Consider the following 13,992-nt stretch of genomic DNA (forward strand, 5'->3'; position numbering starts at 1 on the left):
GCTTGAATGTTTCTCTGAGCGATGAAGAGCCTTGTAAGGGCTGAAGGTATGACGAGTCGAACCCCGCTGAGCAATTGCCGGGTAGATGTTTACATAGAAGTCCTAGAGCCATTTATAAGCAAGTGGATGTTCATAGAGTTGAAACACATTGCGACAGTTTTAGAGCCCAAATGCATTCACGTTTTCAATGTAAAGAGAGACTGCGAGATAGACGTTCTCAAAAAGGTTTTTGGAGAAGTGAGACATGAAAGCGTAACCGAAGAGTTACGCCTCGCGGAAACCTACGACACCGTGATAATCCTGGACCCCTCGGCGCCGACGCCTCTATCCCCGGAGGATTTCCGCGGTAAAACGGCCGTAGTTATCGGCGGCATTATGGGCTCACACCCCCCTAGGCGCAGAACGAGGGAGGAGTTGACGAGTAAAATGAGAATTGGAGCCGCGAGGAATATCGGGGACGGACAGTTCACCATAGACGGGGCCGCGTACGTAGCCCTAGAGGTCTCCCGCGGGAGGAGGCTAGATGAAATCCCTGTCCAGCGGGGCTTGTCTCTCTCCCTGAAGGAGGGGATCGAAGTCGTGCTCCCGTACGTCTACCCGCTTGTGGGCGGCGTTCCCTTTATTTCGAAGGAGGAGGAGCTCTACATACTAACAGAACTCGAAGAGGATGAATCCTCCTTCATATCCGAGGGTAGAGCTCCGAGCATCTGCTAAGCTCTGAGGCGATAGAGACGCCTGTTACTCGCTCTTCACTCTCTCCACGGAGACTAGATCCGTTGAGCCGCGCCTCCTCCCGGAGGTAAACACCACGAGGTCTCCTAGGTTCACCAAGTTATGTTCCAGGGCTTTTGACAGCATCTTCGAGAATAGGTTCTGGTCGGCTTTTGAGAGGCTCGGGTCGTAGACTACCCTTACGCCGTAGATCATGTTGACGTAGCGGGCAGTGGCCGGATCGTTCGTGAACACTATGAGCCCAGCTTTGGGCCTGAACTTCGAGATGCGGCGCGCAGTGTTGCCTTTCTCGCTGAAGGCGATTATCTTCCCAGATATTACCTCCGCGAGCGAGACGACTCCCTTCGCTATCGACTCGTAGAGATCGCTTTTATCTGGAGCCACGTCCTCGACCTCCAAAGGTTCTCTCTCAGCCTCCTCTACTATCCTCCTCAACCAGTAAACGGACTCCACGGGATACTTCCCGGCTGCGGTCTCGCCTGCTAGTAGCAAGGCATCGGCACCCATCCTGACTGCCGTGATAACGTCTACAACCTCGCTTCTTGTAGGCAACGGGTTGCTGATCATCGACTCGAGAAGTTGGGTAGCGACGATGCTGGGCTTGCCGAATCTCCGGGCCCTCGAGATTATGTAGCGCTGAATGGAGTAGATCTCCTCCAACCCGTAGAAGTTGGCTAGGTCTCCGCGGGCGACTAAAGCAGCGTCGCTTTTCTGCAGGATAGAGTCCAAGTCTTCGACGGCGCTTTTAGTCTCTATCTTCGCGATTATCTTTACGTCCTCGGCGCCGTAGTCGAACAGGATGTCTCTCAGGCGCTGGACATCGCTGGAGCTCCTTACAAAGCTCAGAGCTATCGCGTCGAACCCCGCCTTTACGGAGAACTCGATGTCTCTGAGGTCTTTCTCGGTTATCGTGGGAAGCGGGATATCCTTTCCCCGGACGGTCACAGTTTTCCGGGGTTTGACCTCTCCCTCGAGCAACGCTTCCCCAACCGCTTTTTCAGGTCCAGCGTCCACTATTCTGAACGCTAGCCTTCCACCCTCCACGAGGACTTCGTCCCCTTCTCTGACTATCTCAAAGAATACACCGTTGGGTACAGGTACCGCGTACTTCTCCTCAGTTTTACTAGAAAGTGTAAAGGTTACCCTATCTCCAGGCCTGACCTGAAACGGGGCGAACTCTCCAAGCCTGATGACGGGTCCCTGAAGGTCAGCTATCAAGGTCAAGGGCCTAAGAGGGGTCTCCAACCTTCTCACTTGCTTGGCCAGCTCTTCGAACCTGGCGTAGTCCACGTGGGAGAAGTTCAGCCTGAAGGCGTTGACCCCCTCTGCGACCATCCTCTTCATCGTCTCCTCTGACCAAGACGAAGGACCCAGCGTCGCTACTAGCTTGACTTTTGCCATAAAAGCACTACGCGTCCATCCAAATTAAGGTTTTACGTGCGAGTTTCTGCGCTACGGCGAGGCGCTTGGAGAGCCTTCCCGCGTTGGCTCCACCTATTCGCGTACTTGCATCATTTTCTCTAAGGCTTTTTGACCAGCCTGGCTGTTGAAGATGAGCCATAAGAGGTAGATGACCCTAACGTTTTCGTCGATGAACCTCCTGGAGGCTTCGTCGAGGAATTTCATGGAGGGTAGCCGCTTTGGGCTCCTCCCAGGCGTTCTTAGCCTCGAGTAAAAACCGGCTAGCTCTAGTTCTAGATCTCCTAGGTCTACCGTCTTTTCGATACCTAGCGAGCTTAACGCGTCCTTACTCAGTAGCTGTTTAGCCGTGGATAACGGTAGCTGAAGACCCGTTTTCTCTTCGACAACTTTCTTCACGTCGATAACTGCGCCCAGCTGGAGTAGGCCGGCGAGGGTGGCCGCATGGTAGGTTAACCCCGCTGCGTGCAGTTCTCCGCGGACTCTGTCCAAATCGTAAATGAGGACTCTGAAGCCATCGTTCACTAAGTTCATGAGTTTGTTGTTCAACTCGTCTCCGGGACCGCTTACCTTGTAGAACTCCTTCGTGAAAACCGAGACCGCGGACTCATCTCCATCGAATATTCCTACGTAGGCTTTCGACACCTCTCCACCCTCACGGATGGGTACGAGCAGTGTGTCCAGCGCTACCAGCTTCAGATGCCTGCCAGGCTTCGGAACAAACATTTCTTCGCCATAAAACACAACCTTAATCCTCCTCTTCTGCAACACGTATTCGAGGAGCCTTTTGGTGAACGCCTTCGCTACCTCCCAGTCCCCCGAGAATGAAAGCCACTCGCTGTAAGCTTCTTCGTCGCGCAGTAGGAGGTATATCTCTGCCAGCTCGGAAGGCTTGTAGTCGTCTATCTCCCTGTATACCTTGAACCAGTCCATCTTCTCGATGAAGCCCGCGCACTCCTCCTCCCATATTACGACTGTTTTCCTGCCGCCCAGCGCCGAGAATGAGAAGGAAAACGTATGTAGCGGCATGTTGTAGCGTTCCCTCAGAAAGACCGATAGGAAAGCAGCCCCGAGCCTTATGTTCTTCAGCTCGTCGCCGGGGTTCAGCTCGTAGAGCTCGCCGTACGTGAAGTCGCTGTACCTCCCGGCGACGAAGCCCGGAACCTCAATTGTCCTCTTCCTGCGGTAAATGAACGTCTTGCCGGAGAGGCTAAGCAGAGATCCTCGTTCGCTTTCAACGTGCCAAACCACCTTGTACGGGAGCTTTATGTACATGCCAAAGCCTCCAGTCGGCGGTATAACGTTGCTTATCGCCTCCGATCGAACGCTCCCCTTCATGTAGTCCGAGTAGAGGCTGGGCTTTTCTCCCCACTGGAGCTTCGTCTTCTTGTACTCCTCCAGAGCATAAGCTATAGCGTCGTGCGCGTAAAGCACGCTCTCCCTTATAGGGGATACCTCTATCCTCCTTACTGCTCGCCCCCTGCTTCCACCCAGCAGGATCCCGGTAACCAACCCGTCGGAGGTATAGTCGAAGCAGCCAACCTGGAACTTCTCCACGAGGTCAGAGAACGATACATCCTCAAGGTACTTCTCCCCGGACTCGTCCCTGTAAACCCTCTTGACGCCGAACGGGGGTGCATACTCGTAGAAGTTAATGTAGTACCATGCTTGTTCGCCCTTCTTGGTCAGCTCCCCGTTCTCAAGGAGCCCCAACCCTTCCAGGAACTCCGCCTCCTCCTTGGAGAGGCTTCTGCCCGATTTCAGCTTGAAGATCAAGTAGAAGAGTAGAGAGTACTTGTTGTCCTTGTTTACCAGCGTTACCTCTAGCGGCGCGTTAACCCACTTCACAAAAAGGTCGACGCCCCTCGATAGGAGCTCGCGGTCCCACCTCGTGTGCGGTATGATTACAGACTCCGTGAACTCCTGCTCCAACCGTCTACCCTTCCTGCCTTCCTTCTGGTAGAATTCGCGAACCTCCTCCGGTAACCCAAGGTGAACAACGCGGACAACGTTACCTATGTCAATACCCTGGCTCAGCGTTCTCGGCGAGAGTACTACGCGTACGGCTCCCTCCCTTATCTTCTCCTCTACCTCCCTCCTCTTCGACTTAGCGACGAGGTGGTGGTGAACAGCCACGCGCCCCGCTAACTCTTCTCCAACTCTGTGCCTGAGCTTTCGGTAAACCTCCTCCGCCTTGTTAATGCTACCCGTGAACACTATCGTGACGCCGTCGTCGTAGAGGTAGTTCTCCAGTATCTCCACGGGGTCTACGCTCGGCGAGGGAGGATCCACACCCACAGCTCTCAGGGCTTCGAGCACCTTGTAGAGGTTGCGCTGAAAGTAGTCGAAGTCTTCTAGGGCCTTCCTGATGTCCTCGCCCGCGCCGGCGTTCAGTAACTCCTCGTAGTGTTCCCTGGCGAATTCCCAGAGTTTGTCCAGGTTCTTTCCGAGGACGAGGATGTACCTGTTTTCTCTCTTGAAAGGTTTCCCCTCCACCACGGCGCACTCCCTTCCGTTCATTCCCCGCATGATGTCGCAGAACTCCGAGGGGTTCGAAAGCCCGGCTGTGAGGACTGCGAACTGTAGGGTAGGGCGTAGCTCCGAGAGAATCTTCATAATCGAGACAAGCAGGGCTAGCTCTCTGGGGCTGTAGAAGTCGATCTCGTCTAGGACGAGAAGATCCAACTGCTGAAAAAAGCTGAAAAGAGTACAGGTGGACGGCTTTGTAGCTAGGCGTTTAAGGTCCATCAACAGGAAGGCGGGGTTCGTTACCACTATGTCAGACTCCGAGAGAGCAGACCTTATGCCCGAGGACTTTAAACCCTTCTCGAACATCTCGGACTTCGACGTAGCATCTATCTGGGAGACCCTTACCCCCAGGCTCTGCGAGTAGTCCTTCAGCCTCGCCAGCTGGTCAGAGGCTAGTGCCAGCGTAGGGTAGACTGCCAAGGCACGCTTCTTACTCTTCACCACGTACAGGAACCATGCCTCTGTTTTCCCGCTACCCGTACCGGCTTTCAGAACGACGTTCTTCCCTTCGCTTAACGCCTTGAAGGCTTCTACCTGGTGCTTGTAGAGCTTTCTGCCCAACAAGGCTGCAAGCCTCCCCGAGGCTTTCTCAACGCCCAATATGTCCGCGAAGCTGACGTCCGCTGTCTCGGGCTCCGAGGGGGGCTCTCTAAACGCATAGTACCTGTAGCCCAGCTTTTGCAATATCTCCTCTGAGTTCAGCATTACCGGTAAGACTACACGCTAGGCACTTAAACCCTTTTGTACGTGAAGCTTATATCGTCGTGTACACTAGCTAGCCGATGATACATGCATCCGCTACTGGCATGGCTGCTAAGCATAGCTAGAGGCGTGGGGGGCTACCTGGGCATATTCGTCATATCCATCCTGGGAAACCTCATCCCATTCATACCCATACCGTACCTAGTAGCCGTTTACCTCTACGCCGCCTACGTGCCCGGCTCTAACCCGTTCCTCGTAGGCGTGGTGAGCGGTGTGGGAGCGGGCGTTGGAAAGCTCCTCGTTTACCTGTTCAGCCGGGGAGGGGCACGCCTGTTCATGAGCCAAGAGTCGAGAGAAAGGTTCGAGAAGATAGGGAAAATGCTCGGTAACTATGGAGCAATAGCGGTATTCCTATTCGCTGTAACGCCATCGCCGGACGATGCAATCATAATACCGCTGGGAATGATGGGGTACCATCCCTTGAAGTTCTTCGCAGCCGTTACGGCAGGCAAGATAATAATCAGCATAGCCACGGCATTCGCGGGGAAAGCGGTCTTCCAGCTAGCCGGGGAAAACTTCCTCGAAAGCCTAGCCACTTCAATAGCGCTCTTCGTCGTAGTGATGCTTTTAATCTACCTTCTAGACTGGGAGGCCATACTGAGCGATCTTGGAAGCAAGGGGGCGAGAGGCTTTCTGGAAGACCTGCGCAGAGAAGGTTTCTCGAAATACATGAAGTACCGCACGAGCGCGCGCTAAACGGAAAAAACCTTATATGTAGAGCAACACGTGGCTTCGTTGTGACACACCAGGACTACAAGTACGAGCTCGAAGTGATCAAGCTCGAAAAGCCGATGAAGGTAGACGAGAAACTTCTAGAAGACCTGAAAAATGCGAGAATCTCGCGTAAAATGATCTCCGAGATGAAGAAAGAGGCCGTCCAGTGCCCGATTTTAGGGCGTCAGGTATCCTTCCTCCAGTGCTACAACTGTAAGAACTTCGTTAGGAGAGTTCGCGGGCGCGTTTTCTGCAGGGGAGACCCCCTCTAGCGGAAAGTTTTTCGAGAAGCGAAGGCGGAGGGACTAGAGAAGCTCGAAGTCGGCACCCTTGAGTAAGGTTTTTCCGAGGAATCCTCGCGCATAAGGTTGTGAATCTCCCAGAAGATGTCGAGATCCTTGGGAGAAAGTACAAGCTTTCCTTGACTCCTGAAGAGCTGAAAAGGTTGCTGGAGGAAAGCAAGAAGGTTCTATCCTCTGATCCACCTCTGGTGGAGGTAAAGGGGAAAAGGGTTCTATTCGTTGGAGACACGCACGGCGACGTAGAGAGCACAATCAACGCGTTTAGAGAGGCAGCAGATGTCTACGTGTTCCTCGGCGACTACGTGGACAGGGGTCGTTACCAGCTTGAGAACATAGTTCTTCTCCTACAAGTGAAGCGGGACAACCGTGAAAGGATCGTTCTCCTCAGGGGGAACCATGAGACAAGGTCTATGAACATGGTGTACGGGTTTCTACGCGTCGTAATTACGAGGTACGGCGAGCGTATGTACGATCTCTTCGAAGAAGTATTCTCGCAGATGAGCTACGGAGCCCTGGTAAACCGCGAGGTTCTCGCTGTTCACGGAGGAATACCCAAGGGGCTATCCCGGGTCGAGGAAATCCAAAGTCTCAAGAAAGAGCAGGAGCCCTCAGACCCCAGAACTTTCCAGCTACTATGGAACGACCCAGACGAGGGAATCACCGGGTTTGAGCCAAGCCCTAGAGGTGAGGGTATCTACCTCTTCGGGGAGGACGTCGCGAGGCGCTTTTTAGACGAAAACGGGTTGAAGCTCCTCGTACGCGGGCATGAGCCTGTTCAGGAGGGTGTGAAGTTCCTCTTTGGCGAAAGAGTTGCGACCGTGTTTAGTTGCAGGTACTACGGCATAACTCCCACCGCCTTGCTTCTCGACGGGGAAGAAAGAAGACGTATTCGCCTGGATGAGGGAAAACGTTGATGTGTCCCGGCCTAGTAGGTTACCCTTAGCTTGAACTCCGCTTTTTTACCCGGGTTCCAGTTGCTAACTGGTCTGTAGTACCCCACTATCCTGCTCCAGTGTTCCACCTCGCTGGAGCCGCAGTGAGGACAGCCGTCGAGGTAACCGGTGGTGCTCCTGCCGCACTTCCTGCAGACAGTTATCGTCGGAGTTATGCTGAAGTATACTACCTTCGTGTTCGTAGCAATCCTGTACACGAGGTTCCGTAGCGCTTTCGGGTCGGGTTGCTCGTGTAGGAACAGGTGCATCATGACGCCGCCGGTGAACTCCTGCTGGACGTACCCCTCCCATATCGCCCTTTGGTACATCGGGACGTCGGCGTAGTACGGGACCACGCTGTTGCTGTAGAACGGCGCCTTCCCATCGCTCGGTATCAGCACCTCGCCCCTGGCGTGCTCCTCCTTGAAGAGCTGCAGGTCGGCGAGCGCCAGCTTGTAGCCTGTACTCTCACCTGGGATCTCCTCGACGTTGTAGAGGTACCCGTCCCTCTCCTCCAGCTCCGAGGCTCTCTCTCTTATCAGTGAGACCATCTTCTTCTCTATCTCCACCGCCTCTTGTAACTCCCCGACGCCGCCCTCGAACCACACCTTGGGGTTCCTCATGAAGTTCGCGGCGGCTTCCGGGAGCCCTATCACCCCTATAGTGTTAAAGTGGTGGTTAAAGTGGCCTAGGTAGGTCTTTGTTAGAGGCATGAGGCCTGCCGCCAGTGTTTTCTCGTACCTCTTCCTCCATGTGAGTAGCACGTCCCTCGCGTTCTTCAGCAAGGAGTCTAGTAACTCTTCAAAGAGCGGCCACTCGCCCTTGCTGAGCGCCGCGAGGCGCGGCAGGTTTAGAGTGACGACCCCAATACTCCCAGTAGCGTCCGGCAGAGCCCATATACCGTAGGTCCTGCTGTTCTCTCGAGACTTCATGAACTTCTCGAAGGCGTCCTCCTCGTCTGCACGTGAGAGTTTGAGGCTGAAGGACGGCGAGCCGTTTCCCGACTTGCCCATCACGTGGTTGACGTCTATCGTTAGTCTGCAGCACATGGCGTAGAGAGCTTCCACGTTGCTAGCGTAACCGTTCAGCAGGTACGCGGATCCCTTCCTTGAAAGCGCCGTGAATATCTTGTCTGTGAGTTCTCCCCACCTTCTGCCGTTCCAGTCGAAGTTCTTCGTGAGCATTATGGTGGGTATCGGGAAAGTGAACGGCTGTCCAGCGGCATCTCCCTCCGCGTAGAGCTCGAAGAGGGCCTCGTCCACGGCGAGGGCTTTCTCTATGTAGTCGCCGAGACTTCCGGCCTTCTTCCCGGCCACTATGGCTTCCCCTTCAAGCATATCCTTGCTGGTATCCATGACCAGCGTGATGTTTGTGAACGGGCTTTGATACCCGGCGCGGGCTGGGTAATTCAGCTCGAAGAGCATACCTTGCAGAGTCTGCTTTATCCTCTCCTTGGAGAGCCCGTCGCCCTCCGCGAAGGGCGCCACGAATAGGTCGAAGGCGCTCACCGCTTGTGCTCCCGTCCACTCTTGCGCACCCATGAAGAAGAAGTTCACCAGGTGTGCCACAGCGGTGTCAAAGTGCCTGGCAGGGGCAGAGATTATAGTCGGAGTCTTAAGGCCAAGCTGGAGTATCTTTTTGTAGCTCCACCCGGCGCAGTAGGGAATCCAAAGGCTGTCCGGCAGTTTATGTATATGGATGTCTCCTCTATAGTGTTGCTCAATGGCGAGAGGCGGAAGGTATTCGGAGAGGACTTCCTTAGACTTCACGAGCTTTTCAAATAAGTAATTCCTAAAGTTACTGTAGCTGACGTTGTGGTTAGCATTTTCATTCCTCTCCCAGTCTATACCAGCGAGGTACGACTCTTCTAGATCTCTAACCAGGGATTTCTTTTGCTGCACAATCTCCGTCATCGAGGTCTAAGGCGAGAGTCTTTTCCGCGCGATATTACAGAGGGGGAAATGTTCGTAAAACTTTATACTGGTTGTAAAAACACGATATTTTAATGAAACATTTCAAACTTTTACAAATTTTCCTCATTGACCTTTACGCGAATATATCACATGAACCAAGCGGAGCTGGTACAACTGTTCTCGTTGTGCATACGCATCCTGTGCAGGGACGTTCCTTGGCACACCTTGACATTAATAATAAATCGCAGAAAAGAGATCGTAGACTTGTGGGAGAACTATGACAAGCGAAAGCCTTAAGCCCTTCTTTGACCCTAGAGGAGTAGTAGTTGTAGGCGCCTCCCGCGAAGAAGAGAAGCCAGGACATGTAATATTCAGAGTATTACTCGAAAACAGGAAGAAAGGATTGTTAAAGGCGCCTGTCTACGGCGTTAACCCTAAAGCCGACTACATCCTTGGAGAAAAAGTATTCCCCAGCGTCAAGGACATACCCGGAGAGGTCGATCTAGCAGTTATAGTGATTCCCGCCGAACACGTTAAAAGGGCGATCGAGGACCTAGGAGTAAAGGGTATTAAAGCGGCGATTATAATCTCTGCAGGCTTCAGCGAGATAGGTAGAAGTGACCTTGAGAGAGAGGTCGCTGAGACAGCTAAAAAGCACGGTATCAGGATTATAGGTCCCAACTGTATCGGCGTCTACTCTCCGTGGAGTGGTGTTGACACGATCTTTCTACCTTACACAAAGGTTCTCGAAGACGGAAGGGAAGTTCTGAACGCCCCTAGACCCTCAAAGGGTTTTGTAGCGCTAATATCGCAGAGCGGAGCCGTGGGTACAGCGGCACTCGACTATATGTACGGAGAAGGCATAGGGCTTTCCCACTTCGTGAGCATCGGGAACAAGGCAGACGTGGACGAGGTAGAGCTGGTAGAGTACCTAGGAGGCGATGACAGGACGAGGGTTATACTCCTCTACCTTGAAAACATAAAGAGGGGAAGAGAGTTCATCGAGGTTGCCGGGAAAGTTACCTTGAAGAAACCCGTGGTAGTCCTTAAGGCCGGAAGGACGTCGGCAGGACGCAGAGCAGCGGCATCCCACACAGCAGCCCTAGCCGGCGTAGACGAGGTGTACGATGCAGCGTTCAGGAGAAGCGGCGTTATCAGGGCTAACGATATAGAAGAACTCTTCGACTACGCCAAAGCGCTAGCTATGCAACCACCCGCACGTGGCGAAAGAATAGGGATAATCACGGACGGCGGGGGCGCCGGCGTAATGGCCACGGACATCGCCGAAATGCTCGGACTCAAAGTCCCAGAGTTACAGGGCAACGCAAGGAGAGAGCTCGAGGAGCTTAGAGAGAGGGGAATCTTCCCGAGGTACGCCCAGCTATCTAACCCCGTTGACCTCACGGGTTCTGCTACGAGCGAGATGTTCGTCGAGGCTACCCGGATACTGCTTGAATCGGACGAAGTTGACGCCGTTGTAGTACTTGCGCTTCACCAAGTACCGGGTATCCCCGACCCCGTTAAGCTTGCACGCGAGATTTCACGCCTTGCGGCAGGCTACGCTAAGCCCGTCGTCGCGGTGGACACGGGGTGGAGCGAGGCGGCTATACTGGAAAGAAAGGAGTTCGACTCTATGGGTGTTCCGTCTTACCCGACGCCGGAAAGAGCAGTCAAATCGCTAAGCGCGCTGGTCAGATACGGCAAGTACTTGTCTTCTCGCGGAGCGCTCGGGCGTTATCTGCAGGAGTATTTGGACTTTAAACGAAAGAACATTTTGCAAATGCATAAAAATAATTCTACATAATACAAACAGTAGTGCTTTTATAGTCGTTCCCTATTAGTTACGCCGAGCGCACGTGTTGGTACCAGAGAAAGTTGCTAGGTTCAGGGTGGCGGCGCCCGCTGAATACGAGGTAGCGTTGCTGGATGCATTAGCCAGCATAGGCGAAGTTCACCTAGAGCCAAGCCTTGGTGGTGAGAGAAGCGCACTGCCCTCGCTGTACGTGGACGTTCTAGAGGGAAGAGTTAACTACGCGAACTTAAACGTGGAGGAGGCTCTCGAGGTTACCAGGAGAATTCTAAGGGAGGGAGACCCTCTTCTCTCGAAACTCGAAGGCAAAGTCGCAGAGCTGAGAAATATAGAGGAAATGCGCGTAGTTGTGGAAAGGCTGGACGGCATGGGGATTTCTCCCGACAGACTCGGAAGGGAGTCGCTCGGAATAGTAACGGACTACGTCTTCGTATCCGACGAAAACGTCACAGACGCTGTACATGAGTTCCTGAGAGCAGGCGCGATCGTTAGGAGGAGTAGAGTGTCCCACGCTAAGCACATACTAGTCTTAATCTATGGCTCTGACAAAGCGAGCAGTGTTAACGCGTTGAAGGCTAAGTATGGCTTGCAGATAGCCTTACCTTCGTGGTTCTTCGATAAAACGGAGTCTGTTCTGAGGAGACTCGAGGAAGAGGAAACAAGGATCAGGAAGGAGATAATAGACATTATAATCGAGGTCTCCAGCGTTCTTAGAGACGCGTTCGAATTCGAGCACGCAACGCGCCTAGAGATAGTTTCAAACGCGCTAAGAGCAATTGAGAACTCTGAAAAGCAGGTAGACAAGCTCGAAAAAATATTCTACGACACGTTGGGCTTGCTACTCGGGTACCGTTTCTGCTTGGAAAAGAAAATGTTGCTTGCTAAGTACGGTGTGAAGAAAGCTATCTGCGAGCTTTCGCGTAAAATACTGATCGATGAACCAGTAGAGCCCGGAGAGTTCGAAAAACTCCTCTCATCGCTGTTCTCCCAGGAAGAGGCGGCGGCACAGAGGATGGAGCTTGAAAAGCTCAACAGGCTTCTCGTTATACGAAAACTACTGAGATCCACCATGCTCTCCGGTAGCTCTGGGAAAGCGTTCGTGGTATCCGCCGGGGATAAAAAGCTGGAGGAAGCTATCGCCTCCGCCCCGGAGATCTATGGTGCTAAGGTTGTGGGAGAACTCCGTGAAAGAGGAGTCATAGCAGTTGTATTCGAGGTCGCAGAAACCCTGGAAGAGGCTTACGCCAACTTCCTACGCGATAAATTCAGGGCAAGCGTCGTCGAAATCTCAGACCCAAGCAAGGAGCTGGAAGAAGCTCTGGCAAAGCTGGAAAGAAGCATCTTCTCGGCGAAGAACAGTATCCTTTCCAGCATCATTTCGAAAAGCCTAAGGAAGTTCAAAGTCGACGTGAAGAAGGTACTGGAGGAACTTGGAGAGCAAGAACTCCGCGAAGTATACAGCTATATAGCGAAAATGAGGAGGGGGGTCGAGCAGAAAAGCATACCGGAGGGGGACAGATTCGTCTACCTCAAGACGTTAATCGGGCTAGCCGACGAGACGTCTGAAGAAATACTGCACCTTGAGGAAGAACTGAACGTTGCGAAGAGCCTTCCCTCGGAGGCTCTGGCAGATAGTATAAGAAAACTGGAGACCTCGCTCGTCAGTGTCAGTAGAAGGCTTGCAGAAATCCTATCGTACAAAGCCGTAACAGAGGCAATGTACAGAGCGCACCCCTTACTCAGCGAGGTACGCATATTTAGAAGCCGGCGCATAGTAGTGGTAGAAGGCTACGTACCGGTTAAGTACGTCGGTCTACTGGAAGACTCTCTTAGAGGGAAAGTACCGCGGCTACTCTACTTCAAGTACTCGGAGGTACCGAGGTCTGCCGGAGCTCCTACGTACATCGAGAGAAGGGGGCTAAAGAAGTATCTCTACTCGCTGACCTCTATGAGAGGGACGCCGGCATACTGGGAGATAGACCCAACACTGATATTCACAGCTATGTTCGTTGTCATGTACGGAATGATGTTCGGAGACATAGGACAAGGACTTGTCCTATCAGCCTTCGGTGCGTGGTTACTTAAGACCAAGTACAGGTTGCTGGGAATAACCAGCGAGGGCGCCGCCACGCTGGGAGCCCTCTCACTGATGGCTGGTATTTCCAGCATGGTTTTCGGCGCTGTTTATGGCTTCATGTTCTTTTTAAAGCCGCTCGCCCACCCCATCATCGCACCCATACACGACATATACGAAATCATAGCGGTGGCCCTATGGTTCGGCGTGGCTCAACTCGTAGTCGCTATGGCGCTGAACATGGTTAATCTGTGGAGGATGGGGGACAATATAGGAGCTGTTTTCAGCGGCATGGGCGGCTTAGGGCTACTCTTCTACCTTTCGGGAGTAGTGGTAGCATACAACCTCGCAACGACAGGCTTTAACCTGGCGGTGCTCTCCTCTCCGTCGCTAACCCCCTTCTTGCTAGCCATTCTCGCGTCGATTCTAGGCGTGCTGGGTTACGGCTTGTACGAATCCATCCACGGGGGTGAAAAAGAGAAGATCATGCATGCGGTAAGCGAGGTAATAGAGATGATCATAGCGCTACCCGCTAACTCCCTCTCGTACATAAGGCTTGCAGCATTCGCTATGGCGCACGAGGCCTTCGGGATACTCGCGGAAAACCTGACGCCTTCCGTTGGCGAGATCGCAAGCTACGCGGTGGCGAACCTTCTAGTACTCGGTATAGAGGGGCTCGCCGTGGGCATACAAGCGATGCGTCTAACATACTACGAGTTCTCAACGAAGTTCTTTAAAGGAGTGGGCGTCGAGTTCAAACCTATTTCAACGCGCATAAGGTTTGTCACCGAAAGTAGTCAGTAAT

At 53.2% G+C, this 13,992-nt stretch carries 9 protein-coding genes; 6 read left to right on the forward strand and 3 right to left on the reverse strand.

Annotated elements, in window-relative coordinates; translation table 11 throughout:
* Positions 1–21 precede the first annotated feature (21 nt).
* Complete coding sequence (locus tag TPEN_RS01675) at positions 22–714, forward strand: hypothetical protein (protein WP_148677884.1); 693 nt, start codon at positions 22–24, stop codon at positions 712–714.
* Positions 715–738: 24 nt separating this feature from the next.
* Here TPEN_RS01675 and pyk read toward each other — a convergent pair whose 3' ends face one another.
* Both pyk and TPEN_RS01685 read right to left on the reverse strand, forming a co-directional pair.
* Positions 739–2,133, reverse strand: coding sequence for a pyruvate kinase (gene pyk / locus TPEN_RS01680; RefSeq protein ID WP_011752004.1), 1,395 nt, complete (start codon positions 2,131–2,133; stop codon positions 739–741).
* A 93-nt stretch (positions 2,134–2,226) separates the two neighbouring features.
* Positions 2,227–5,385, reverse strand: a complete 3,159-nt coding sequence (locus tag TPEN_RS01685) for a DEAD/DEAH box helicase (RefSeq protein WP_011752005.1) — start codon at positions 5,383–5,385, stop codon at positions 2,227–2,229.
* A gap of 84 nt (positions 5,386–5,469) precedes the next feature.
* On the opposite strand from TPEN_RS01685, the gene TPEN_RS01690 reads away from it, so the two are divergent.
* The 3 genes from TPEN_RS01690 to TPEN_RS01700 all read left to right on the forward strand — a co-directional run bounded on the left by TPEN_RS01690 (position 5,470) and on the right by TPEN_RS01700 (position 7,372).
* Positions 5,470–6,138 (forward strand): VTT domain-containing protein, encoded by a 669-nt coding sequence (locus TPEN_RS01690; protein ID WP_011752006.1) that lies wholly within the window; start codon positions 5,470–5,472, stop codon positions 6,136–6,138.
* A 41-nt stretch (positions 6,139–6,179) separates the two neighbouring features.
* Positions 6,180–6,428: a hypothetical protein gene (locus TPEN_RS01695; protein WP_011752007.1), complete on the forward strand. Its 249-nt coding sequence runs from the start codon at positions 6,180–6,182 to the stop codon at positions 6,426–6,428.
* 98 nt (positions 6,429–6,526) lie between these two features.
* The gene (locus TPEN_RS01700; protein ID WP_011752008.1) at positions 6,527–7,372 is read left to right on the forward strand and encodes a metallophosphoesterase; all 846 of its coding nucleotides are present in this window, start codon (positions 6,527–6,529) and stop codon (positions 7,370–7,372) included.
* An 11-nt stretch (positions 7,373–7,383) separates the two neighbouring features.
* Here the strand turns inward: TPEN_RS01700 and TPEN_RS01705 are convergent, their stop codons facing one another.
* Entirely contained in the window at positions 7,384–9,303 is a 1,920-nt protein-coding gene (locus TPEN_RS01705; RefSeq protein WP_011752009.1) for an anaerobic ribonucleoside triphosphate reductase, read from the reverse strand.
* A 277-nt stretch (positions 9,304–9,580) separates the two neighbouring features.
* Here TPEN_RS01705 and TPEN_RS01710 point away from each other — a divergent pair, with 277 nt between their 5' ends.
* Both TPEN_RS01710 and TPEN_RS01715 read left to right on the forward strand, forming a co-directional pair.
* Entirely contained in the window at positions 9,581–11,107 is a 1,527-nt protein-coding gene (locus TPEN_RS01710; RefSeq protein WP_011752010.1) for an acetate--CoA ligase family protein, read from the forward strand.
* Positions 11,108–11,159: 52 nt separating this feature from the next.
* Positions 11,160–13,991 (forward strand): V-type ATPase 116kDa subunit family protein, encoded by a 2,832-nt coding sequence (locus TPEN_RS01715; protein WP_011752011.1) that lies wholly within the window; start codon positions 11,160–11,162, stop codon positions 13,989–13,991.
* The last annotated feature ends 1 nt before the right edge of the window (position 13,992 follow it).

Origin of the sequence: Thermofilum pendens Hrk 5, from assembly GCF_000015225.1 — an archaeon.
GTDB lineage: Archaea > Thermoproteota > Thermoprotei > Thermofilales > Thermofilaceae > Thermofilum > Thermofilum pendens.

What these genes read in the sequence shown, in the direction of transcription:
- TPEN_RS01675 (WP_148677884.1), top strand. Translation starts at nt 22, where the DNA reads ATGAAGAGCCTTGTAAGGGCTGAAGGTATGACGAGTCGAACCCCGCTG.
- pyk (WP_011752004.1), bottom strand. Translation starts at nt 2,133, where the DNA reads ATGGCAAAAGTCAAGCTAGTAGCGACGCTGGGTCCTTCGTCTTGGTCA.
- TPEN_RS01685 (WP_011752005.1), bottom strand. Translation starts at nt 5,385, where the DNA reads ATGCTGAACTCAGAGGAGATATTGCAAAAGCTGGGCTACAGGTACTAT.
- TPEN_RS01690 (WP_011752006.1), top strand. Translation starts at nt 5,470, where the DNA reads ATGCATCCGCTACTGGCATGGCTGCTAAGCATAGCTAGAGGCGTGGGG.
- TPEN_RS01705 (WP_011752009.1), bottom strand. Translation starts at nt 9,303, where the DNA reads ATGACGGAGATTGTGCAGCAAAAGAAATCCCTGGTTAGAGATCTAGAA.
- TPEN_RS01710 (WP_011752010.1), top strand. Translation starts at nt 9,581, where the DNA reads ATGACAAGCGAAAGCCTTAAGCCCTTCTTTGACCCTAGAGGAGTAGTA.